Raw genomic sequence first — 25,395 nt, 5'->3', positions numbered from 1 at the left:
TTATTATGTTAGAAGTTAACGTTTAAACCTAACGTGAAAGTGATTGGTCTTGGATAGAAATTAGTATCAATACCATTAGAAATTTCAGGGTCTAATCCTTTGTAGTCAGAGATTACCAAAACGTTTTGAGCTGCAGCCGTTAGTTGAATCAATGGTGCATTTGCTTTTTGGTTAAAAGTATAACCAAGACTTACGTTGTCTAATCTAACAAATGAAGCGTCTTGAACATAGTAATCTGAGTGTATTTGTCTGTCGTTAGTGGTTTGAAAGCCAGTATATAATAAATCGCTTGTTCCATTAGTTAAATACTCACCATTCGCAGGTAGAACATTAGATACAGTACCATTACTAGAATCTACGTTATTGTAGTTGTAGTTACCCCAACTTCCTCTAATATTCATTGCAAATAACCAATTTTTATAAGCTAAACTTGTGTTAGCTCCGTAAAAAATATCAGCACTTGGCTTGTGAAAACGATATAAATCTTTATCGTTAATAACACCATCTTTATTACGGTCGATAAATACCCCATCTAATGGTTTACCATCAGCTCCGTATGCTTGCTCAAATACCAAAAATGAATTTGGTGCATATCCTACTTGTAGATTTTGGATAGTGTTACCTGTACCTCCAGAGATTCCACCCACATTAAGACCTGGTGTGTTCGCTTGGGTTGTTGTTAATTTAGTAACCTCACTGTTTTGGAACGTAATGTTACCTCCAATGTTCCATTCCCAATTATCATCTTTTACAGGAATAAAGTTGGCAGCAACCTCAATTCCTTCGGCTTCTACTGATCCAATATTATAATTGTCCTGATCTGAGAATCCAAAGAAAGCAGGATTAAATGTTCTCAATAATAAATCTTCAGTTTCCTTTTTATAAACATCAACTGTACCTGTAATTCTGTTTTTCAAGAAACCAAAATCAAGACCAATATTCGTTGCTTCTGTTTGTTCCCATTTTAGGTTACTGTTGTAAGGCTCTGGTCTGTAAGTGTTGTAATAAGTCCCTCCAAATGGATATTGTGCTGAACTATTTGATACTTGATATAATGGTATTGAAGGATAGATAGTTCCGATGTCTTGTTGTCCAGTTACCCCCCAGCTTAATCTTAGTTTAAGAGATGAAACAGCCTCTACATCTTTTAAGAAACCTTCTTCATTAATTTTCCATGCAGCAGCAACAGCAGGGAAACCAGCCCAACGGTTGTCTGTGGTAAAGCGAGAAGTTCCGTCATATCTATAGGATGCAGTAAGTAAATATTTATCTGCAAAAGCAAAATTACCTCTAGCAAAGAAAGATTGCAAATTTAAATTACTTGGAATCTGTGGGTTGGTTATTGTTTGGTTTTTCTCATAGTTTAAACTTGAGTTAACACCATTGTTATAGAAATTTTGGTAGTTATAACCTGCAGTTACATCATAAACCAAACTTGCAGCTTCAACTGTTCCCTTATAGTTTAAATACAAATCCATCAATTTATTAAAATTAGTGGCAGTATTTTCATAGCTATTGCCATAACCAGATCCGCTCAAACCGTTTTTAAAACCAAAGCTGGTATCTCCGTAAGATACACCACTGTTTTGGTCATAACCAAAGTTAGCAGTCGCTTTTAATTCTGGCAAGAAGTGCATTTTATAATCAAATTGAATATTACCAATACTTCTAAAAGAAGTACCATAATTATTTTGTTGTGTGATTAAAGACAAAGGGTTTGAAGGGGCCAGTGTTTCAATAGTTGAAGGGTCTCTATACCATTGAAAGTATGATCCATCAGCATTTTTCACCGCTTGAGTAGGGTCGAAGGTTACAGCTGTTCCCACCGCAGCACGATTACTGTAGTTATTCACCATAGAAGAAGTGTTGTTGTTTAACTCCACTCTTAAATGCTTGTCAAAGAAGTTTCCAACCAAGGCAGCTTGCAAAGTAGTTCTTTGTAAATTATCACGAAGTAAAATACCTTGTAAGTTAGCATAACCAACAGAAGCTCTATAGGTAAGATTATCAACACCACCACTAAGGGCAATATTGTTATCAGTTCCGTAAGCTGTTCTGTAAATTTCTTTTTGCCAGTCAGTCGATGCGCTTCCTAATAAACCTACTTGATTAGCAGTACCATTGGCATTTACAAAAGTGTTGTACTCATCAGAAGATAAAACATTTACATCATTGGTAACTTGAGAAACCTGGAAATTTCCATTATAAGAAACTTTAAGGTCTCCAGATTTTCCTTTTTTCGTAGTAATGATTACAACCCCGTTAGATGCACGAGATCCGTAAATAGCAGTAGCAGAAGCATCTTTCAAAACAGAAATAGACTCAATATTGTTTTGGTTGATAGTAGATAATGGATTTCTACCTCCGTTAATTCCTCCAGCTTGTACAGCAACACCATCAATAACATATAAAGGGTCATTGTTTGCAGTCAAAGAAGATCCTTGACGAATTCTAATTGTTGCGCCCTCTCCAGGAGAACCACCACCAGTAATTACTTGCATACCGGCAACTCTACCAGTAATCATTGCATCGGCAGATACTACAGGACCTTTGTTAAAGTCTTTAGTTCCCAAAGCAGTAACACCTCCAGTAGCATCTTTTTTCTTAACAGAACCGTATCCTACTTGAACTACAACTTCTTTTAATTGATTTGAATCCTCTTGAAGTTTGATTGTTAACGAGGCTTGATTCCCAACAACAACCGTCCTAGTTGTATAACCCATGTAAGATATGCTTAACACATCTGTTGGTTTTACATTGGTCAATTGAAATTTACCGTCAAAACCCGTTGAAACACCAGAGGCGCTTCCTTCTATTTTTACATTTACTCCCGGAATAGGTTGACCTGATGTATTATCAAGTACCGTTCCCTCAACTTTGTTCTGGGCTATTGCACAAAACGGAAGCAAGAGTAATAAAAATAACAACTTTCTATAAATTGTTTTCATACTTTTTGTTTAAATTAATTGTTTTTTTGGTTAAGTTTTGTTTAAGTTTTCTTTACTTCGAATTTCAAAATTAAGAATTAATTAACACGCTCAACATGACGAAAACGATAGAGCGCTACGAAAACGTGATAGTGTTGAAAACTTTGCTTTTTATATTTATTTTTATGCGAATATTTACAATAAATAAAAAATAATGTTATCTTTATTAAGAAATGAATAGTTCAATATAGTAATGCCACATTTTATGAAGAAAAAAATAACGCTTAAGCAAATTGCTAAAGAACTGGATGTTTCAATTTCAACTGTTTCAAAATCTTTAAGAAATAGTCCCGAAATTGGTGAAGAAACAAGATTGAAAGTTCAGGCATTTGCAAAATTTTATCATTACAAACCCAATAATATTGCACTTAGTCTTAAAAACCGAAAAACCAAAACAATCGGTATCATTATCCCCGAAATTGTACACCATTTTTTTTCTACCGTTATCAATGGTATAGAACAAATAGCCAATGAAAATGGCTATAGTGTAGTTATTTGTCTTTCCGATGATTCATTTGATAAGGAAGTTTTAAATATGGAACTTTTGGCCAATGGAAGTATAGACGGATTTATCATGTCATTGTCTAAAGAAACTCAATTTAAAGGAGATTTTCATCATATTACCGAAGTGATTAATCAAGGAATGCCTGTTGTAATGTTTGACCGTGTAACCAATGAGGTATTTTGTGATAAAGTAATCATTGATGACAAACAAGCGGCTTATGAGGCGGTACAAAGCTTGATTGATAAAGGCCGTAAAAAAATTGCTTTGGTCACAACTGTCGATTATGTAAGTGTCGGTAAATTAAGAACCGATGGTTATATCAAAGCATTATTGGACAACAATTTGCCATTTGATGAACACTTGATTATTAAAATTGAAGATATTGATACCTGTGAAATCATTATTGGTAAATTACTGGAAGATGAAGCTATTGATGCAGTTTTTGCTGTAAATGAAATTTTTGCCGTAACCTGTATCAAAACAGCTAATAAAATTGGATTGAATGTGCCAAAAGACCTTGCAGTGATTGCTTTTACGGATGGTATGATTTCAAAATATTCGACACCAACTATTACTACAGTGAGCCAAAGCGGTGTAAAAATGGGAAATCGTGCAGCGAAAATCATTATCGACCGATTGGAATCTGAGGATGAATCTGAAGAAGAAAATTACATAACTGAGGTTATTGAAACCTATCTTGTTGAAAGGGAATCTACAGGATAAATTTTTTGAAAGCCCAAAAGCATTGTTTTTAGTTTTCTTAACCTTTTTGAAAAGTAAAATTAATTATGATGTAATTCTTGCTTTTGTGATTAATACTAAAATAAAAATCGAATGGATTCAACTCTGTTCGATTTTTTTGTTTTATCAATTCTAAAATATTTTGCAAAAAAAATACGTATTTTATTAATTACTACAACCTTGTAGTTAAAAAAAATGATAATTTTTAGGTTTTACTGAATATAAACAAAAAATATTTTTATACATTTACTCCACGTTTATAGCTTTTCTTTTACTTCGAAAATAAGATGAGTTTTTTATAACGTTAATTTTATCGTGTTTTGTTTGTTCGAATACGATGAAATTTTAAAAAAAAAGAATTCATAAATAGTATTGTGATTTAATGAATTTTTACAAGTGTATGGTTAATGATTTTGATGAAAGTTTGTCAATTAAGATAAATCTCTTTAACTATTCCATTGTTTTATCAAATCAAATTTTTATAGAAGTTGTTAAATTCAAGAAAGGCTATTTTATGTCATTTTTGAAGTTAATGAATCTTAATTATTCTAAAAATAATGAACAGATCTGTTTCGATAGGCAAGTTTGTTTTGATAAAAATAATTTGAACCAAACTTCATTTTGTATTGTTTGTAATTTTTCATTATCAATCTTAGTTGATTTAATCAAAAAAAAACTATGGGATAAACAGTGTGTTTATCAAGTAAATATGTAAATTTTTAATAATGGAAAAACCAAAGTTAAGTTTTTGGCAAATATGGAATTTAAGTTTTGGATTCTTAGGGGTTCAAATAGGCTATTCTTTGCAAAATGGAAACACAAGTAGAATATTAGAAGCTTTAGGAGCCGATGTTCATAGCATAGGTTATTTTTGGTTGGCTGCCCCATTGGCTGGTTTAGTAGTACAACCTATTATAGGTCTTTCGAGTGACAAAACCTGGACAAAATTAGGACGTCGTATTCCATTTATATTTTTTGGAGCGATTGTTTCGGCTTTGGCAATGTTCTTTATGCCAAATGCGGAATATTTCACATTTTTATTACCGCCTTTGTTATTTGGAGCCGTAATGTTATTGTTAATGGATACTTCTTTTAATGTAACAATGCAGCCATTTAGAGCTCTTGTAGGAGATATGGTAAATGACGAACAACGCAATCTTGGGTATTCGCTTCAAAGCGCGCTAATCAATTTTGGAGCTGTTTTTGGATCACTATTACCTTGGATTTTAGTTAAAATTGGAATGTCTAATGTACCGGAAGCTGGTGAAAAAGTTGCCGAATCGGTTATTTGGTCTTTTTATATTGGAGGGGCTATATTATTAGGAAGTGTTCTATGGACTGTTTTAAGAACCAAAGAGTATGCTCCCAAAGAGCATGCAGAATACAATAAAATTGATCTAAATGCTTCTGGCGAAAAGGAAAAAACAAGCTTTATTACATTGATAGGAAATGCGCCAAAAATCTTTTGGCAGTTGGGAGTTGTCCAATTTTTCTCTTGGTTTGCCTTGTTTTTAATGTGGGTTTACACTACAAGAGCCATTGCCAATCAAGTTTGGGGACATGGAGTTGCTCTCGATGCAAAATCAGTTGGTTTCAACGAAGCTGGGGATTGGACAGGAGTAATGTTTGCTTTCTATAGTGGAGTAGCTGCTTTGTTTTCTTTGTTAATCCCTTCGATTGCAAAATCAATTGGAAGAAAAAAAACCTACAGTTTTTCACTTGTGTTAGGAGGTTTAGGATTGATTTCTATGTTTCTGGTTGAGGACAAAAACATGTTATTGTTATCGATTTCTGGGGTTGGATTAGCTTGGGCCGCTATTTTGGCAATGCCTTATGCAATGCTTTCAGGTTCATTACCAGCAGATAAAATGGGAGTCTATATGGGACTTTTTAATGCAACAATTACCATTCCTCAAATTGCAGCAGGCCTATTAGGAAGTACTTTGATAGCCCTTTTTGGAGGTAATCCAATGACTATTATTGTAATTGCTGGAGTATCTATGTTAATTGCAGGTTCAGCTGTATTTTTTGTAAAAGAAAAAGGACAGCATTAAAATAAAATAAAAAGCAGAATTATAATGAAAAAGAGAAAAGGTTTTATTTTTGATTTAGATGGTGTAATTGTTGACACTGCCAAATATCATTTTTTGGCATGGAAAAAAATAGCCAATGAGTTAGGTATTGACTTCACATTAGAACATAATGAATTATTAAAAGGAGTGAGTCGTGTTCGTTCCTTAGATATCATTTTGGAATTAGGAAAAGTGGAAGCAACACAAGAGGATAAAGACAAATGGTTAATTCAAAAAAACGAAGATTATCTTTCTTATCTGGTAGATATGAATGAGACTGAGATTTTGCCGGGAGTGATGAAAGTTTTAAAGTTTTTAAAAGCGAATGACCAACCAATTGCTTTAGGTTCTGCCAGTAAAAATGCAAGACCTATTCTTGAGAAAACAGGAATTCTGCCTTTTTTTGATGTTATTGTTGACGGGAATGATGTCGTTAATGCAAAACCAGATCCTGAAGTTTTTCTTCATGCAGCACGTTTGTTGAATGTAACTAATGAAGATTCAATTGTTTTTGAAGATTCTGTAGCAGGAATTCAAGCCGCAAATATTGCCAAAATGATGAGTATTGGTATTGGTGATGAAGAAACGTTGCATGAAGCACAATACAATTTTAAAGATTTTACCGAAATGAATTCCACTTTCTTGGAATTATTGATAAACAACTAAAACAAAAAAATAAGGTGAAAGAGGAATGAAGCAAAGAGGTGTTTTATTCTTGAACTTCAAACCTTACCCTTAAATTTAAATAAAAATGAATCAAGATTATATAAAACCAGACAATTGGTCTATCATCGAAGAAGGATTTGATAAAGAGCAGGTAAAGTCTTCTGAAAGTCTTTTTAGCATTGGGAACGGTGCGATGGGACAAAGAGCCAATTTTGAAGAGAATTATTCAGGAGAAACTTTCCAAGGAAGTTATATTGCGGGAATTTATTATCCGGATAAAACAAAAGTGGGCTGGTGGAAAAACGGATACCCGAAATATTTTGCCAAAGTATTAAATGCTCCAAATTGGATTGGAATTAATATTGAAATTAATGGTGAAGATTTTGATTTGAATACCTGTACCGAAGTTTCAAATTACCGTCGTGAATTGAATATGAAAGAGGGCTGGTACCACCGTTCTTTTCAGGCGACTCTTAAAAACGGAACACAAGTTGCTGTTGATGTCCGTCGTTTTTTATCATTGGATTTAGACGAAGTAGGTGTAATTAACTATGAAATCACACCTTTGAATAAAGATGCCAAAATCATTTATAAACCATATATTGATGCAGGCGTAACCAATGAAGATGCAAACTGGGATGAAAAATTCTGGGAGCCATTGGATGTTAAAAAATCAGGGAATGAAGCTTTTGTTACGGCTCAAACTTTCAAAACGCATTTTAAAGTAACGACTTTTATGCAGAATACCATTTTTGCAAAAGGAGAAAAGCAAAATCTGTCGCCAACATCGGTAGATACAAAAGCAGATAAGATTTTATTTTACTATGATGTTATTGTGGCAAAAGGAGAAAAATCCGGTATCCAAAAAATTGGTGGGTATACCGTTTCGTTAAATCACACTGACACCGTTTCCGCAGCCGAAAATGTTATTCATACCGCTTTTGCAAAAGGTTACGACCAATTATTGCAAGACCAAATTGATGCATGGGCAAAAATTTGGGAAATGTCAGACATCACAATTGAAGGCGATGTAAAAGCACAACAGGGAATTCGTTTCAATATTTTCCAATTGAATCAAACCTACTTAGGTAAAGACTCTCGTTTGAATATTGGACCAAAAGGATTTACAGGAGAAAAATACGGTGGATCTACTTATTGGGATACTGAGGCGTATTGTATTCCATTTTATATGGCAACAAAAGATCAACAAGTGGCGCGTAATCTATTGACGTATCGTTACAATCAATTAGACAAAGCGATTGAAAATGCGGAAGTAAATTTGGGTTTCAAAAATGGAGCTGCTTTGTACCCAATGGTTACCATGAATGGGGAAGAATGCCATAACGAATGGGAAATTACCCACGAAGAAATCCACAGAAACGGAGCTATTGCTTTTGCGATTTATAACTACCACCGTTTCACTGGTGACTACTCTTATATTCCTGAAAAAGGATTGGAAGTTTTAATCGGTATTGCCCGTTTTTGGCACCAAAGAGCTTCTTTCTCCAAAAACAAAAATCAGTATATGATTTTGGGAGTAACTGGACCAAACGAATACGAAAACAACATAAACAATAATTTCTATACCAATTATATTGCCAAATGGTGTATTGATTATGCTTATGAGCAAATTCAAAAAGTTTCATTGGAATATCCTTCAGACCATAAACGTATTATGGAAAAAGTAAAACTATCTGAAACGGAATTGCAAGAATGGAATAAAGTAGCAGGTAATATGTATTTCCCAAGATCGGAAGAAATGGGTATTTATTTGCAACAAGACGGTTTCTTGGACAAAGATTTAGTTCGTGTAAAAGATTTAGACCGTTCTCAAAGACCAATCAATCAAAAGTGGTCTTGGGATCGTGTATTACGTTCGCCTTATATCAAACAAGCCGATGTGTTGCAGTGTTTTTACTTCTTTGAAGATCACTTTACTAAAGACGAATTGGAACGTAATTTCGATTTCTACGAATCATTTACGGTGCACGAAAGTTCACTTTCTCCTTGTGTACACTCCATTCAAGCCGCTTTGCTAGACAAAATGGATATGGCGTATGCCTTTTATTTAAGAACTTCTCGTTTGGATCTTGATGATTACAATAAAGAGGTTGAAGAAGGTTGCCACATCACATCGATGGCAGGAACTTGGATGAGTATTGTTGAAGGATTTGGTGGAATGAGAGTAAAAAATGATGCACTTCATTTCTCTCCAAAAATTCCAAAAGAATGGAGTGGTTATTCGTTCAAAATCAATTTTAGAAATCAAATCTTGAAAATTGCGGTTGATCATAAGGAAACCAAATTGTCCTTAGAAGGAACCAAAGAATTAACCGTTTTTGTAAACGGCGTTCCAGTTTTGGTTCAACCAAAAAACTAAAAACGATCAATAACAAACCCTTTCTTAGTATTACTTCGAAAGGGTTTTAAATTATAAGCGAAATGAAGAAAGTAATTATTCTATTAGTTTTTATCTCTACATCAGTTTTTGCTCAAATTGATAGAGTTGAACCTCCTTTTTGGTATGCAGGAATGCAAAATCCGGAATTGCAGATTATGTTTTATGGCAAAAATATTGCTGAAAATGAAGTAACGGTTTCCAATAGTATTCTTATCAAAGATGTAAAAAAAACGGAGAACCCTAATTACCTTTTTGTTACAATCGATACTAAAAATGTGACGGCACAAGATTTTGTTTTTTCATTTTCTAAAAACAAAAAAGTCACTTTCACCAAAAAGTACAGTCTAAAACAAAGGAGAGAAAATTCAGCTTCAAGAAAAGGTTATGATGCCTCCGATTTAATTTATCTGATCATGTCCGATCGTTTTGCCAATGGAAATCCTAAAAACGACAGTGATAAATCAGTTACTGAAAAAGGAAACAGAGCGCTTCCTGGCGGAAGACATGGCGGTGATATCGCTGGTATGATTCAGCATTTGGATTACATAAAAGAATTGGGTGCTACCGCACTTTGGCCAACACCGCTTTGCGAGGATAATGACAAAGCCTATTCGTACCATACCTACGGACAATCAGATGTTTACAAAATTGATCCGCGTTTCGGAACCAATGAAGAGTATGTACAGCTTTCTGCAGAATTGCATAAACGCGACATGAAATTAATCATGGATTACGTAACAAACCATTGGGGAGCCGAACACTGGATGATGAAAGATTTGCCTACATATGATTGGATTCACCAATTTCCAGGTTATGCTCAAACTAATTACAGAATGACAACACAGTTTGATTCCAATGCGTCTCAAATTGATGCCAAAATGTGTATGGACGGTTGGTTTGTAAAATCAATGCCCGACTTGAATCAGTCCAATCCATTGGTAAATACTTATTTGAAACAAAACGCAATTTGGTGGATTGAATATGCCGATTTGGATGGTTTCCGTGTAGATACGTATTCGTATTGCGACAAAAAAGGAATCGCCGAATGGACCAAAGCCGTAACCGATGAATATCCAAATTTTAATATCGTTGGGGAAGTTTGGATGCACGATCAGGCTCAAATGGCATATTGGCAAAAGGACAGTAAAATTGCGGCTATTCAAAACTACAATTCTTACTTGCCTTCTGTTATGGATTTTACTTTACAAGATGCAACAAGTGTTATTTTTAATGAAGATGCAGGAGCGTGGGATAAAGGAATGATAAAAGTATACGAGAATTTCACCAATGACTTTTTATATCCAAATATCAATAATATTATGACTTTTGTCGAAAATCATGATACTAACCGTTTCAATGAAATTTATCAAAAAGATTTGTCAAAATATAAAATGGCAATGACATTATTGGCAACAGTTCGTGGAATTCCTCAGATTTATTACGGTTCCGAGATTGGAATGGCAGGAAATAAAGACAAAGATGGCGATGCAGCAATTCGTCAGGATTTCCCGGGAGGTTGGGCTGGAGATGCTAATAATGCTTTCGCAAAAGCAGGAAGAACGGCTGAACAACAACAGTTTTTTGATTTCTCGGCACAATTATTCAATTGGAGAAAAACCAATGACGCAGTGCATTTTGGAAAAATGAAACATTATATTCCAGAAAACAATGTGTACGTCTATTTCAGATATACCGATTCAAAATCGGTTATGGTGGTTATCAATAACAATAAAGAATCTAAAACTTTTTCAACCAATCGTTTTCAGGAAAGTATTGCCAATTATAAAACAGGAAACGACGTGCTTACTGGAAAATCAATTGATTTGAAAAACGATATCACCATCGAAGGAAAATCCGTTTTGATTTTAGAATTAAAGTAAAAATTAAACCTTAAAAAATAAGATTATTAAAGTTTCTTGCTAGGCTTTCTAGATATAGTTCTCGCAAAGACGCGAAGACGCAAAGAAATCGGTTCTAAACTTTGCGACTTTGCGCCTTCGCGAGAATAAGCAAAACTTAATCCTTACAATGGTTCAAAAAAATAAACCAGCCATGAAAAAAATAATTCTATTTCTTTTAATTTCAAGTTTCTCCTTTGCTCAAAACGCAAACAGGAAATTTGAAAGTTATAAAGTTGTCCAAAATACTTTGGAAATAAAAACATCCGATGGACAGTATTTCATTAAACCCTATTCCGATAAAATTGTCGAGACCACTTTTTTGCCTATTGGCGAAAAATTGAATTCCAATTCGCATGCCGTTGTTTTGACTCCTGCGAAAGCTGATTTTAAAGTAAAGCAAACGCAAAATGAAATTACTTATTCTTCTAATGGGATAACGGTTTCTGTTATAAAAAGCCCATTTCAAATTAGCTATTTGTACAAAAACAAACCGTTGATTTCGGAGAAAAACGGATATGTAAGAAGAGAGAATTCGAGCAAAGAACAGCCAAAAGAAACTTTGGAGTTTAATTTGGATGGAACTGAAGCGCTTTATGGTGCCGGAGCTCGCGCATTGGGAATGAACCGTCGCGGGAATCGTTTAGAATTATACAACCAAGCCGATTATGGATATGGAACGCATTCGAAAAAAATGAATTTCTCCATTCCGCTGGTAATGTCTTCCAAAATTTATGCGGTACATTTTGATAATGGAGCTATCGGTTATTTGGATTTAGACAGCAAAAAAGATAATTCATTGGTTTATGAAACCATTTCAGGCAGAAAAACCTATCAGGTAATTGCTGGGGATTCTTGGGTAGATTTGACTTCGAATTATACAGGATTCACAGGAAGACAGCCTCTTGTCCCGCGTTGGGTTCTGGGAAATTTTTCGAGCCGATTTGGATATCATACCCAAGAAGAAGTAACCAAAACGATTGACAAATACATCAAAGACGAAATCCCCGTAGATGCAATAATTCTTGATTTGTATTGGTTTGGAAAAACCGTTCAAGGAACGATGGGGAATTTGGATTGGGACAAAGAAAATTTCTCCGATCCAAAGAAAATGATAACCGATTTGAATAACAAAGGAGTCAAAACTGTATTGATTACCGAGCCTTTTATTTTGACAACTTCAAGCAAATGGCAGGAAGCTGTTGATAAAAAAGTATTAGCGACAGACAATGCTGGAAATCCATTTAAATATGATTTTTATTTTGGAAATACAGGACTTGTAGATGTTTTTAAACCCGAAGGGAAAACTTGGTTTTGGAATATTTATAAAGATTTAATCAACCAAGGAGTTGGTGGTTGGTGGGGAGATTTGGGAGAGCCAGAAGTATTCCCCTCAGCAGCATTTACGGCACAAGGGAAAGCTGATGAAGTTCATAATATCTATGGGCATACTTGGGCTAAAATGATTCACGAAGGATATAAAAACGACTTTCCAAATGTGCGCCCTTTTATTCTAATGCGAGCTGGGTATTCGGGTTCGCAAAGTTACGGTATGATTCCGTGGTCTGGTGATGTGAGCCGTTCTTGGGAAGGATTACAATCACAGCCTGAAATTGCACTGCAAATGGGTATGCAGGGAATGGCATATATGCACTCGGATTTGGGTGGTTTTGCCGGAGATTATTTTGATAATGAATTGTATGTCCGCTGGTTGCAGTATGGTGTTTTTCAGCCGGTTTATCGTCCGCACGCGCAGGAAGATGTGCCTTCGGAGCCGGTGTATAAAGATATTTTGACAAAGGCCAGAGCTAAAAAACAAATTGAGTTGCGTTACCAGATGTTGCCTTATAATTATACTTTAGCTTTCGAAAACAATAAGGAAGGTTTACCATTGATGCGTCCTTTATTTTTTGATGAGCCAACCAATGTAAAGCTATTGAATTCTTGCGATTCCTATTTGTGGGGGAATGACTTTTTAGTGACTCCAATTACTAAAGCAGGAGTTACGAATACGACTGTTTATTTTCCAAAAAGTAACAATTGGTATGATTTCTATACTGGCGTGAAACATGAAGGTGGAGCTACAGGGAATGTTGCAGTTTCGGCAGATAATATTCTGGTTTTTGTTCGCGGAGGCGCTTTTATCCCAATGATTAAAACGATCCAAAATACGACAAAATACTCGTTGGCTAATTTTGATTTACATTTTTATTTTGATGAAAAAGCAACTTCAAGTACTGGAAAATTATACAATGATGACGGACAGACGCCAAATGCTTTTGAAAAAGGAGCATACGAGATATTGAATTTTTCAAGTAATTCAACTGCCAAAGTAATTACACTGAAAATGAATACAACTGTTGGAAAATCATTTACCAGTACAGATAAAAATGTTACTTTATTAGTTCATAATATCAGTGCAAAACCAACTAAGGTTACCCTAAATGGTGCTAATGTTGAATTTAAGATGAATGCTAATACACTTGAAATTCCGGTAGTATTGAAAAAAGGATTGGATAACGAAATTAAAATACAATTATAAGATGATAAATAGAAAAATATTAGTGTCGTTGTGTGTTTTACTGGCTACAACATTGACGGTAGCTCAAACAAAAAAACAATCGAAAGCAAATTCGAAAGTAAAAACAGAGAAAACGCCTTTCGTATGGGAAGGAGCCAATTTGTATTTTTTGATGACCGACCGTTTTAATAACGGAGATAAATCGAATGATGTAAATTATAGCAGAAACAAAACTGCAGGAAAACTTCGTGGTTTTGAAGGCGGGGATCTTAAAGGAATTATCCAAAAGCTTGACGAAGGTTATTTTACAAAATTAGGAATCAACGTGATTTGGTTTACGCCGGTTGTAGAGCAAATTCACGATGGAGTTGATGAAGGAACGGGTTTCAGTTATGGTTTTCATGGTTATTGGACAAGAGATTGGACGGCATTGGATCCAAATTTTGGAACTAAAAAAGATTTGGCTGAATTAGTAAAAAAAGCCCACGCCAAAGGAATCCGCATTATGCTTGACGGCGTTATTAACCACACTGGACCAGTTACTCCTGTCGATTCGGTTTGGCCGGAAGGCTGGGTTCGTACAGAACCGAAATGCCAATACAGTAATTTCGAAAACACAACCGCCTGCACATTGGTTGCCAATTTACCCGATGTAAAAACGGAAAGCAAAGTTGCCGTTGAGCTGCCTCCTTTTTTAATAGAAAAATGGAAAGCAGAAGGAAGATATGAAAAAGAAGTGGCTTCATTGGATGATTTTTTCAAAAGAACGGGCTATCCAAGAACACCAAAATATTACATCATAAAATGGTTGACGGATTATATCACCGAGTTTGGAATTGACGGATACAGAGCCGATACGGTTAAACATACTGACGAAAGCGTTTGGGCAGATTTCAAAACCGAATGTGATTTTGCATTTGCCGATTGGAAAAAGAAAAATCCAACCCAAGTTTTGGACAATAATCCATTTTACACCATTGCCGAAGTCTATAATTACAATATCAGCAGCGGACAATTATTCGACTTTGGGGATAAAAAAGTGAATTACTACGAGAATGGTTTTACGGCTATGATTAATTTTGAATTCAAAAGCGATGCCCAAAAAGACTATTCCACTTTATTTTCAAAATATTCAGATTTGCTTAATAATCAATTGAAAGGCCACAGCGTATTGAATTATTTGTCATCTCACGATGATGGAGGCCCTTTTGATGGGAAACGCACCAAAAGCATCGAAACAGGAACAAAATTATTATTGTCCCCGGGAATTTCACAGGTTTATTATGGCGATGAATCTGCTAGATCTCTAGTTATAGAAGGAACTCAAGGCGATGCAACATTGCGTTCTTTGATGAATTGGAACGATTTAAAAACCAATCCCGAAACTCAAAAAGTCCTTTTGCATTGGCAAAAACTAGGGCAGTTTAGAAGAAATCATCCAGCTGTGGGAGCGGGAGTGAATACCGAAATTTCATCAAAACCGTATGTGTGTTCGAGAGCTTTTACAAGAGGAAATTATTCTGACACAGTCGTAATCGGATTGGATTTGGTTATCGGGAAAAAGGAAATTCCTGTGGGTTCTACTTTCAAGGAAGGTGCCAAAGTAAAGGATGCTTATTCTGGTAAACTGGCAACTGTTTTGAATGGAAAAGTTAATGTTGACAGTGAGTTTGATATCGTTCTGTTGGAATTAATTAAATAAAAACTGTTCGGTGTAATTCGTTCGATGAAAAATTAACCACATAGAAACATAGATTAAATTGTAAATCATTAAAGAAAGAATAGAAATAGCAATATTTTTACTTCGTCAGTTCGCCCTTCGGTCTCGGGTCACATAGATTGACTATGTGAGAAGTGAAACGACTATCAAGCGCTTTCCAAAAACTATAAATTCTATGATTCTATGTTTCTATGTGGTTAAAAAAAATAAATTATACCAAAACGCCTTTAGAAATGAAGGCATTTTTTTATTTTAGTAGAATGAATAAAATTCTGAAAATAGGACATCGCGGAGCCAAAGGCTACGAACCCGAAAATACTCTGATTTCATTCGAAAAGGCAATCGAAATGGGAGCAGACGGCATCGAATTGGATGTGCATCTAAGCCAAGACGGTCATTTAATCGTAATCCACGACGAAACCATAGACAGAACTACAAACGGCAAAGGAATCGTAAACCAATTGACATTGCAGGAACTAAAATCTTTTAAAATCAATGAAAAATATACGATTCCAACATTGGAAGAAGTTTTGGATTTGGTCAATCAACGATGTTTTGTAAATATTGAATTGAAAAATCAGGATACTGCCGAGAAAGTGGTGCAATTAATTGAGCATTATATTTCAAACAAAAATTGGAATCAAACTCATTTTATAGTCTCGAGTTTTGATTGGAATACTTTGCAACAAGTTCGGTTTTTAAATGAAAATATCCGAATTGGAGTTTTAACAGAAACCGATTTGGATCTAGCCATTTCCTTCTCCAGATTCATGAAAGCCGAAGCCATACATCCCGATTTTCAATTATTGACCGATGAATATACTGCCAAAATTCAAGAGAAAGGAATTCAGGTTTTCCCTTGGACAGTAAATGAAATAGAAGATGTTGAAAGAATGAAATCATTTAAAGTCGATGGCATAATCACCGATTTTTTGGAGAGGATTTAATAGCCTACAGATTTTACAGATTAAACGGATTTACACTGATTTCTAAAATTTAAAAATCCGAACTAATCTGTTTCATCAGTGTCATCCGTGTGCCGTCTCTCAATCATGGAATTTACATAGGCCGGCTAGTTTTCAAAATATAATCTGCTAATCTGCGGTTATCCCTTCAAAAACTTACCTTTGCATTCCAATTCTATTTCACAATCATGAATCAAAATTTTGACATACTCGTTGTAGGCGGTGGCGCTGCTGGTTTTTTTACTGCTATTAATATCGTGGAGAAAAATCCGAAAATTAAAGTCGCCATTCTCGAAAGAGGAGCTGAAGTGTTAGGGAAAGTTCGCGTTTCCGGAGGAGGACGCTGCAATGTGACGCATGCCTGTTTTGAGCCTAATGAATTGGTAAAATTTTATCCGCGAGGCGAAAAAGAATTGCGAGGTCCTTTTCATCAATTTTGTTCGGGTGATACAATAGAATGGTTTGAAAAACATGGAGTAGAGTTAAAAATTGAAGAGGATGGGAGAATGTTCCCAGTTTCGAATTCCTCGCAAACCATAATTGATTGTTTTGTGAAAGCGACCCAAAAACTTGGGATTATGGTGCTCACAGGACAAAGCGTTCAATCCATTTTCAAAAAAGACAATTTTTGGAAAGTGGAAACGCAGAACGAAAATTATATTGCAGAGAAATTGGTTCTTGCAACAGGAAGTAACCCGAAAATTTGGGAAATGTTGCAACAGCAAGGTCATGCAGTTGTGAGTCCCGTTCCTTCCTTATTTACGTTTAATATAAAAGATTCCCGAATTAAAGAATTACCTGGTGTAGCGGCTCAAGTTACGGTAAAGGTAAAAGACACCAAATTGGTTTCGTCAGGGCCATTGTTAATCACACATTGGGGAATGAGCGGTCCTGCAATCTTGAAATTATCAGCTTGGGGAGCGCGAATTTTATTCGATAAAAACTATCAGTTTACCATTTATGTGAATTGGCTCAACGATGTCGATGCTGAAGACACCGAGAAAATTCTAAAAACATTAAAACAGGAACACGCCAAAAAAGCGGTTTCCAAAAAATCACCTTTTGATTTTCCAAATCGTCTTTGGGAAAGTTTGGTTCTAGCATCTAATATTGAACTTGAAACTAAATGGGCCGATTTGTCCAAAGTGCAATTGCAAAATTTAGTAAATCAATTAACAAACAGCACTTTTCAAGTCAATGGCAAAAGTACGTTCAAAGAAGAGTTTGTAACTGCTGGCGGAATCGATTTAAAAGAAATCAACTTCAAAACCATGGAAAGCAAATTGCATGAAAATCTCTATTTTGCTGGTGAAATTGTAAATATTGATGCCATTACAGGCGGATTTAATTTTCAAAATGCCTGGACAAGCGGATTTATTGTGGCGAATGCTATTTAGTAAAAGAATTAATTAACAAAAATTTACATCATCGATAAGCTTTTTTTAGGGAGTATTAGAATATATTTACTTTCAAAAAATTCTTACTTATGAAAGTAAAATTACTTTTGGTATTGTCCTTATTTGCATATCAATTTGCTTTTTCACAAACAGAAAAGCTTCTTAAAGGAGTAGTTTCGTCAGACAATTTCTTATTGCAAAACGTGGATGTCATCAATAAAAATTCTCAAAAAAGTACCAAAACGAACGATAAAGGTGAATTTGTAGTTACTGTTAAAGCTAATGACAGTCTGCTTTTTTATGCTAAAGATTATTATTTGAAAAGGCTGAAAGTGACTAAAGAACAAATTGGACAGAGCAATCTGCAAGTTTTAATGATCAAAAAACCCGAAGAGTTAGATGAGGTTGTAGTTGAAAAAACACACAGCATTAAACTTAATAAAGATAAGAAATACGAACAAGGGAAGCGGGATGAAATTGACGTAATAAACTCGGTTGAATCTATAAAAAAGCGAACTGTTTATGAAGGAAATATAGATAATGGAATGAACTTTATTGCGATTGGCAAAAAGATTTTAGATTTATTTTCAAAAGAAAAAGAACCAGAAAAAGAAGCTCCTCCGGAAATTGAATTTGCAGTATTGGCAAAAAACACCTGTGATGAAAAATTCTATCTTGAAACTTTAAAATTAAAACCTGATGAGATTGATCTTTTTCTTCAATTTTGCGATACCGATCCTAAATCAAAAGCACTGATTGAGCATCATAATGTACTCAGCATGATGGATTTTTTATTAGCAAAAAACATTGAGTTCCAAAAACTAAATAATGCTGAGAAATAAATTCATTAGAATATAATACTGACTGATTACTAAAAACTGACCACTGTCAACTATCGATTCAGCCACCAAATACTCGCGTTTAAAACCGTCGCAAAACTTACCCATAGTAAATAGGGAATAAATAAATAACCCGAAATTTTGTTGATTTTGGCAAATTGAATGTAGGTCTCATAAATCATCAACCATAGGATAATGATTTCTAAACCAGCCAACATTGGGTTTTTTAAACCAAAAAATAAATACGACCACAAAGCATTTAATGCCAGTTGAATGGCGAAAAAAAGCAGTGCTTTTTTAACGGCTTCTTTTTCGGAATCAATTCTGTTCCAAACCAGCCCTGCTGCAAGTCCCATCATAATATATAACATACTCCAAACAGGGGCGAAAACCCAATTGGGCGGATTAAAACTTGGCTTAATCAATGTGGGATACCAAGTTGTTATAGCAGATCGGGTAACTATTCCAGAAAAATAGCCCACAACTAGGCAAGTAACAACAATAGATAATATTCGGGTAATCTTATTCATTTCGTATGATTTTAGCGAAGCCAAAATTACTTAAAACTTTCGAAGGATTATCAAATAAAAGAATAAACGATTCTTGCAAGGTTAAGCTCGTGAACTATTTTACCGAAGATTCGCAGATTTTAATTAATATTCTCATCAATTAAATTAATAGTTTCCAGCTAAAACACCGCAGATTATTTTTTTTTAAAATTAGAAAATTCAACTTTTCAAGAGACTAATTTTCGAATCTGCGGTCATTTTTTAAACGCATTTGTTTGCTGTACGATTTAACAAAAAAAGTATCTTTGCCGAAAATTACTATTTATGTTTGAAGCTGACGATTTTATACCATCAAAATATAGCCATTCAATAGACCAAGGAAATTTTTCTTGGAGTGCACCGAGTAATATTGCTTTGGTAAAGTACTGGGGAAAAAAACCGAATCAGATTCCGGCAAATCCATCGGTTAGTTTTACATTGAACAGCTGTAAAACGATTACTGCTTTGGCTTTCGCCAAAAAACAAAACGATGGCAATTTCTCTTTTGACTTATTATTTGAAGGAAAACCAAAAGAAGATTTCAAACCAAAAATCCAAAAATTCTTGGAGCGAGTTGAAATATATTTACCGTTTCTGAAAGACTATCATTTTACAATTGATACCGAAAACACTTTTCCCCATAGTTCTGGAATAGCTTCATCGGCATCCGGAATGGCGGCTTTAGCAATGAATTTCATGAGTTTGGAAAAAGCGTTGTATCCTGACATGACCGAAGATTATTTTCTTAGTAAAGCCTCATTTTTGGCAAGACTAGGATCAGGAAGTGCCTGCCGAAGCGTAAAAGGTCAAGTAGTTGTTTGGGGAAATCAAGCCAATATAAAAGGGAGTACCGATTTATATGGTGTAGAATATCCGTATGCGATACATGATACTTTCAAAAATTTTCAAGACACGATTCTGCTTGTTGATAAAGGGGAAAAACAAGTTTCCAGTACTGTAGGTCATGATTTGATGCACGACCACCCATTTGCCGAAAGGCGATTTGCCCAAGCACATGAAAATCTAGACAAACTGATTCCTATTTTTGAAAACGGAAATCTGAAAGAATTTATTAAAATTGTAGAAAGCGAGGCTTTGACTCTGCATGCAATGATGATGACTTCGTTGCCATATTTCATTTTGATGAAACCAAATACATTGCAGATTATAAATGCGATTTGGAAATTTAGAAATGAAACTAGAATCCCTGTTTGTTTTACTTTGGATGCTGGGGCCAACGTACATGTTTTGTATCCGAATGAAGTAAAAGAAAAAGTGATGCAATTTATTAAAGCCGAATTAGTTGGCTATTGCCAAAATGGTCAGTACCTTTGCGACGAAATCGGAAACGGAGCTTTGTTGGGGTAATCCTTTTTTTTGTATCTTTAGTTCTTAATTGATTTTGTAATTATGGACTTGAATGCCGAAAAATTGGAATTAATCAAGAAGATAGTAAAGACTAAGGATATTGATATTCTGAAGAAAATTAAGGCTGTTTTTGAAGACAGAGAAAAAGAAGTCTGGAAAGAGTTAACGCCCGAACAGCAGGAAGAAATTAACATAGGAATACAAAATGAAAATCGTGGAGATGTAGTCGATTTTTAAAAAACAGCAATACCAATTACCAATCCCAAATTGATAATTTAAACACACACATGAAATTAGCAAAAACGATATTAATTAAAAACTAAATTGCTCTTTGCGAATTACATTTGACCTATAAAAAACAATAAATATCCCAAATGAAAGGACCTTTATTTTACTCAAAAATATTACTCTTTGGAGAATACGGAATCATTCGTGACTCTAAAGGGCTGTCAATTCCTTATAATTTTTATAACGGAGCTTTGAAGAAAGATGAAAATCCTTCGGACGAAGCGATACAGTCAAATGGACATTTGAAGCGTTTTGTTGTTTATTTGGAGCAACTGCAAAAAGAGCAGCCGGATTTGGTGACATTCGATTTAGATACTTTAAATAATGACGTTCAAACCGGAATGTATTTTGATTCCAGCATTCCGCAAGGATATGGGGTAGGGAGCAGCGGTGCTTTGGTAGCGGCTATTTATGATAAATATGCACAAAATAAAATTACGGTTTTAGAGAATTTAACGCGTGAAAAATTATTGACGCTTAAAACTGTTTTTTCCCAAATGGAGAGCTTTTTTCACGGAAAAAGTTCTGGGCTTGATCCATTGAACAGTTATTTGAGTATTCCGATTTTAATAAATTCAAAAGATAATATTGAAGCTACAGGAATTCCTACTCAAAGTCTTGACGGAAAAAGAGCAGTGTTTTTATTAGATTCAGGGATTGTAGGTGAAACGGCTCCAATGGTTAACATTTTTATGGAAAATCTAAAAGACCAAGGTTTCCGTACCATGCTGAAAAATCAATTTGTAAAATATACAGATGCTTGTGTAGATAATTTCTTAGGAGGCGATATAAAGTCATTATTCGAAAACACGAAACAACTGTCTAAAGTTGTTCTTAATAATTTCAAACCAATGATTCCTGAACAGTTTCATGGAATCTGGCAGGAAGGAATCGATTCAAATGATTATTATTTGAAATTGTGTGGTTCTGGAGGCGGCGGTTATATTTTAGGATTTACCGAAGATTTAGAGAGAGCAAAAGCATCATTGAAAGATTTTAAATTGGAAGTCGTTTATCAGTTTTAATATTTAGTATAAAGAAATTAATAAACAGCCATTATAAATTCTAAACCAGTTCCATGTTAAGCAGAAAGCATAAACTATTTATATGGAAAATCATCAGTTTATTCTCTGTTGTAAGAGGCTATAATATTCCCATTATAGCATTAGCACAATATTTATCAGCTATTTTCATACTGGCACCAGAGCAGAGAGCCTTGTCAATATTATTGGATTTTCGTCTATTTATTATTGTGTTGTGTTCAAGTCTGACTATTGCTTCGGGTTATATTATCAATAGTTTTTATGACAGTAAAAAGGATTTAATTAATCGTCCGAATAAATCACAATTGGACCGTTTAGTGAGTCAGAAAACCAAACTGCAGGTCTATTTCAGTCTTAATTTTTTTGTAGCTCTCATAGCCTTTTTTCTTTCTTTTAGAGCAGTTTTATTCTACTCAGCTTATATCTTCTTAATTTGGTTTTACTCTCATAAAATTAAAAGATATCCTCTAATCGGGAATTTAATGGCTGCATTTTTGGCCGTTCTTCCTTTTTTCGGAATCCTATTGTATTACTATTTAAAAATGCCTTTGTATGAAATCGAAAGCAATAGCGGTAAACTTGCGGTAATACTTTCTCATGGCGCTTTCTTATTCTTGTTAATCTTAATCCGGGAAATGATAAAGGATTTAGAAAATTTAAAAGGAGATTTTGCTAATAATTACAAAACCATTCCGATTATTTACGGGGAGCCAGTTTCTAAAAAAATAATTACAGCCTTGGCATTATTGACTATTATACCAGTTTATTTTTTGATTAATGTATATGATGTCGGTTATATGGATATTTACTTTTATTTTGGTTTTATAATCATGATTTTTTTCTTACTGTATCTGTGGAAATGGAAATCCAAAGAGCAGTATGTTTTACTCCACAATGTTTTGAAATTCCTTATTGTGTCAGGCGTTTTTTGTATTGTACTTATCAATCCTAGCGTGTTATGGCACGGAAAAAAAGTATTAATGACGATTTAGGTGGATGTAATTTTGAAGCAAAAAAATTAGGCCTTTTCGGGAAGCATGGTTCCCGCTATTCGTTACAATCTTTTTGTTTTAAAGAAAAACAAAAAGGATTTTCACTTCAAACGAAGTTCACTGAACTCCGCTGGAAATAGAAGTTAAGTGAAGTAATCGGGGCTAAAGATAAAGATATGGCATATTTGTTATTATAACATTCGAAATCATATTAAAGGCTAATCTATAATGTTTTAAAAGGCATTAAATTAAGTAGTTATCTTTTTCTAATTATCAAAAATCGTTTCTCAATGATATAAATAGTATCTTTGCACCAAATTATAGAATATTATGAACAATAAGGAAGGCAATAATAAAAGAAGTGGCGCTAGACCAACTAGTTCTAGACCAAGTTCCAATAAGCCAAAACCTGCGATGCAAAAAAGGGCACAAGGGCCAAAAAAAGTAAAAGTAAACACTAAAGTTGCAGAAGCAGAAGCAAATAAAGTAGAAAAAAAACCTAATCAAGCGCCAAAGAGACCTAAAGTAAAAGATGAAATTCGTTTGAATAAATACATCTCAAACTCAGGAACCTGCTCAAGACGTGATGCCGATATTTATATTCAGTCAGGAAATGTAAAAGTAAACGGAATTCCAGTTACCGAAATGGGGTATATGGTAAAACCGGGAGATGTAGTAAATTTTGACGGTGCCGTTTTAACTCCTGAGAAAAAGGTGTACATACTTTTAAACAAACCTAAAAATTTTACCACTGCACTTGATGAAGGGCAAGAATTCAGAAATGTTTTAGAATTGGTTAAAGGTTCTACCACTTCCAAAATTGCTCCGATAGGCAGAATGGATAAAAATACAACGGGTCTTTTATTGTTTACAAACGACACCGATATGATTCGTAAGTTTACTTTGCCAAGTCAAAAATCATCCAAGATTTATCAGGTTTCGTTAGATAAAAACTTAAAGTTTGAGGATTTAGAGAAAATAAACAAAGGACTCGTACTTGACGGACACCGCGTTTTTGTAGAAGATGTGAGTTATATTGATGGTGAGGCCAAAAGCGAAATAGGAATTCAATTAAGATCTGCAAACGTAAAAGTTGTACGCTCTATATTTGAAAATTTCAGTTATGATGTATTGAGAATTGACCGTGTTGCCTTTGCAGGGTTAACCAAGAAAAATTTGCCACGAGGAAATTGGAGACTACTGACAGAACAGGAAATTATCAATTTGAAGAACGTATAATTTTTTTAGAAATAACTTCAAAATCCCTTTCATGACAAAATGTAAAGGGATTTTTTAATTTTAAAAGCATACAGAATGACAGCAGAAAAATTACAATCAATAGCTTTCAAATGGTTTGAGGCATTTAATAATCATAATTTGGAACAATTATTATCTCTTTATGATGATGAAGCGGAACATTTTAGTCCAAAATTAAAAATTCGTAAACCTGAAACACAAGGTTTGGTAACTGGAAAAGAGGCTTTAAGTTCCTGGTGGCAAGATGCTTTTGACCGATTGCCAAGTCTGCATTATAAAGTGACTTCACTAACAGCCAATGCAGATCGGGTTTTTATGGAATACATACGTTCTGTAGAGGGTGAAGATGATATGCTTGTCGCGGAGGTTCTTGTGGTTAAAGAAGATAAAATTATAGCTTCAAGAGTGTATCATGGATAGTAATTGATCGCAAAATGAAACTATAGATATTTTGCTTAAACATTGATTTCTTCAAAAAGAATTGGGTTTGTTTTTCTAAAATAATATAGAGAAGTGTTATTTAGAACTTGAAAATTTTGTTTAAGAAATGTGGTTTTGAATTTGTTTTTATTGCTGTACTCGAATCGGTGTATGTTGCTTCATATTCAAAATTGGAATATCCGAGAAGTACTCTAATGCCTTCTGGAACATTGTATAGGATCACTTTTTTTTGTGAATTTAAATCGTTTTGAATAATTGTAGATTTTTGTCGTTCATTTACAAAATAAGATAATATCAACATGACTGAAAAATTTAGAATAGCTCCAGCTGTTTCACTTTTAATGCCAACTTCATTTGATATCATTTCGGATATACGACTTTTTTTGTTGGAAAAAATTAAATTCAGTGGAATGAAGCCTTCTTGTTCAAAAGAGTAATTTATTGAAGAAATTTTCCCGTTTTCAAATTCTGTAGTTTTGTAAAATTCAGTAAAAGTGACAGAGTCAATAATTTTGTCAAATAATATACTGTTGCTCATTACGTTCTCGAGACCAATAAGAACTGTGCAAATACTGGCATCAATAGATTTTTTTAAAACTATTTCATTTTCTTCAAATTTTTTACAAAATATTGAAATTAATGGTGAAGTGATAATGCTTCGTAGTTGAAGAAGTAAAATGGGGGTCATGTTCTATCTTTTATCAAGCAATTTTATTTACAATAAGTTTAAATAATCGATAAAATGA

General features: G+C 34.3%; 19 protein-coding genes. 16 read left to right on the top strand and 3 right to left on the bottom strand.

Annotation, left to right across the window (positions count from 1 at the left end; genetic code table 11):
• Positions 1-8: 8 nt before the first annotated feature.
• Entirely contained in the window at positions 9-2,948 is a 2,940-nt protein-coding gene (locus B0E44_RS02635) for a SusC/RagA family TonB-linked outer membrane protein (RefSeq protein WP_077370653.1), read from the bottom strand.
• 244 nt (positions 2,949-3,192) lie between these two features.
• Here B0E44_RS02635 and B0E44_RS02630 point away from each other — a divergent pair, with 244 nt between their 5' ends.
• From B0E44_RS02630 to B0E44_RS02580, 10 genes are all read left to right on the top strand, one after another.
• Complete coding sequence (locus B0E44_RS02630) at positions 3,193-4,215, top strand: LacI family DNA-binding transcriptional regulator (RefSeq protein WP_077370660.1); 1,023 nt, start codon at positions 3,193-3,195, stop codon at positions 4,213-4,215.
• 743 nt (positions 4,216-4,958) lie between these two features.
• Positions 4,959-6,287 (top strand): MFS transporter, encoded by a 1,329-nt coding sequence (locus tag B0E44_RS02620; protein ID WP_174565123.1) that lies wholly within the window; start codon positions 4,959-4,961, stop codon positions 6,285-6,287.
• 24 nt (positions 6,288-6,311) lie between these two features.
• Positions 6,312-6,971, top strand: coding sequence for a beta-phosphoglucomutase (pgmB, locus tag B0E44_RS02615; protein WP_077370650.1), 660 nt, complete (start codon positions 6,312-6,314; stop codon positions 6,969-6,971).
• Positions 6,972-7,056: 85 nt separating this feature from the next.
• Entirely contained in the window at positions 7,057-9,351 is a 2,295-nt protein-coding gene (locus B0E44_RS02610) for a glycoside hydrolase family 65 protein (protein WP_077370649.1), read from the top strand.
• A 62-nt stretch (positions 9,352-9,413) separates the two neighbouring features.
• Complete coding sequence (locus tag B0E44_RS02605; RefSeq protein WP_077370648.1) at positions 9,414-11,252, top strand: glycoside hydrolase family 13 protein; 1,839 nt, start codon at positions 9,414-9,416, stop codon at positions 11,250-11,252.
• A 172-nt stretch (positions 11,253-11,424) separates the two neighbouring features.
• Complete coding sequence (locus tag B0E44_RS02600; protein ID WP_077370659.1) at positions 11,425-13,812, top strand: TIM-barrel domain-containing protein; 2,388 nt, start codon at positions 11,425-11,427, stop codon at positions 13,810-13,812.
• A gap of 1 nt (position 13,813) precedes the next feature.
• Complete coding sequence (locus tag B0E44_RS02595) at positions 13,814-15,493, top strand: alpha-amylase family glycosyl hydrolase (RefSeq protein ID WP_077370647.1); 1,680 nt, start codon at positions 13,814-13,816, stop codon at positions 15,491-15,493.
• A gap of 251 nt (positions 15,494-15,744) precedes the next feature.
• A complete protein-coding gene (locus B0E44_RS02590) occupies positions 15,745-16,458 on the top strand; it encodes a glycerophosphodiester phosphodiesterase family protein (RefSeq protein WP_254423233.1) in 714 nt (237 codons plus the stop codon).
• A gap of 206 nt (positions 16,459-16,664) precedes the next feature.
• Positions 16,665-17,873 (top strand): NAD(P)/FAD-dependent oxidoreductase, encoded by a 1,209-nt coding sequence (locus B0E44_RS02585; protein WP_077370646.1) that lies wholly within the window; start codon positions 16,665-16,667, stop codon positions 17,871-17,873.
• Positions 17,874-17,962: 89 nt separating this feature from the next.
• Positions 17,963-18,715 carry a hypothetical protein gene (locus B0E44_RS02580; protein WP_077370645.1) on the top strand — a complete coding sequence of 251 codons (753 nt, stop codon included), beginning with the start codon at positions 17,963-17,965 and terminating at the stop codon, positions 18,713-18,715.
• A 50-nt stretch (positions 18,716-18,765) separates the two neighbouring features.
• Here B0E44_RS02580 and B0E44_RS02575 read toward each other — a convergent pair whose 3' ends face one another.
• A complete protein-coding gene (locus B0E44_RS02575) occupies positions 18,766-19,242 on the bottom strand; it encodes a TspO/MBR family protein (RefSeq protein ID WP_077370644.1) in 477 nt (158 codons plus the stop codon).
• Positions 19,243-19,545: 303 nt separating this feature from the next.
• Here B0E44_RS02575 and B0E44_RS02570 point away from each other — a divergent pair, with 303 nt between their 5' ends.
• The 6 genes from B0E44_RS02570 to B0E44_RS02545 all read left to right on the top strand — a co-directional run bounded on the left by B0E44_RS02570 (position 19,546) and on the right by B0E44_RS02545 (position 24,628).
• Entirely contained in the window at positions 19,546-20,628 is a 1,083-nt protein-coding gene (locus tag B0E44_RS02570) for a diphosphomevalonate/mevalonate 3,5-bisphosphate decarboxylase family protein (RefSeq protein ID WP_077370643.1), read from the top strand.
• A gap of 42 nt (positions 20,629-20,670) precedes the next feature.
• Positions 20,671-20,865 (top strand): hypothetical protein, encoded by a 195-nt coding sequence (locus tag B0E44_RS02565; RefSeq protein ID WP_077370642.1) that lies wholly within the window; start codon positions 20,671-20,673, stop codon positions 20,863-20,865.
• 137 nt (positions 20,866-21,002) lie between these two features.
• Positions 21,003-21,941: a mevalonate kinase gene (locus tag B0E44_RS02560; protein WP_077370641.1), complete on the top strand. Its 939-nt coding sequence runs from the start codon at positions 21,003-21,005 to the stop codon at positions 21,939-21,941.
• 53 nt (positions 21,942-21,994) lie between these two features.
• The gene (locus B0E44_RS02555; RefSeq protein WP_077370640.1) at positions 21,995-22,951 is read left to right on the top strand and encodes a geranylgeranylglycerol-phosphate geranylgeranyltransferase; all 957 of its coding nucleotides are present in this window, start codon (positions 21,995-21,997) and stop codon (positions 22,949-22,951) included.
• 330 nt (positions 22,952-23,281) lie between these two features.
• A complete protein-coding gene (locus tag B0E44_RS02550) occupies positions 23,282-24,190 on the top strand; it encodes a pseudouridine synthase (protein WP_077370639.1) in 909 nt (302 codons plus the stop codon).
• A 75-nt stretch (positions 24,191-24,265) separates the two neighbouring features.
• Complete coding sequence (locus B0E44_RS02545) at positions 24,266-24,628, top strand: nuclear transport factor 2 family protein (RefSeq protein ID WP_077370638.1); 363 nt, start codon at positions 24,266-24,268, stop codon at positions 24,626-24,628.
• A gap of 100 nt (positions 24,629-24,728) precedes the next feature.
• On the opposite strand, the gene B0E44_RS02540 is transcribed toward B0E44_RS02545, so the two are convergent.
• Positions 24,729-25,337: a hypothetical protein gene (locus tag B0E44_RS02540; RefSeq protein ID WP_077370637.1), complete on the bottom strand. Its 609-nt coding sequence runs from the start codon at positions 25,335-25,337 to the stop codon at positions 24,729-24,731.
• Between the last annotated feature and the right edge of the window lie 58 nt (positions 25,338-25,395).

The sequence above is a fragment of the Flavobacterium sp. A45 genome (assembly GCF_002001005.1).
Taxonomy (GTDB): domain Bacteria; phylum Bacteroidota; class Bacteroidia; order Flavobacteriales; family Flavobacteriaceae; genus Flavobacterium.
Note: the sequence above shows the minus strand (reverse complement) of the source record. Positions and strands in the feature narration are given on the sequence as shown.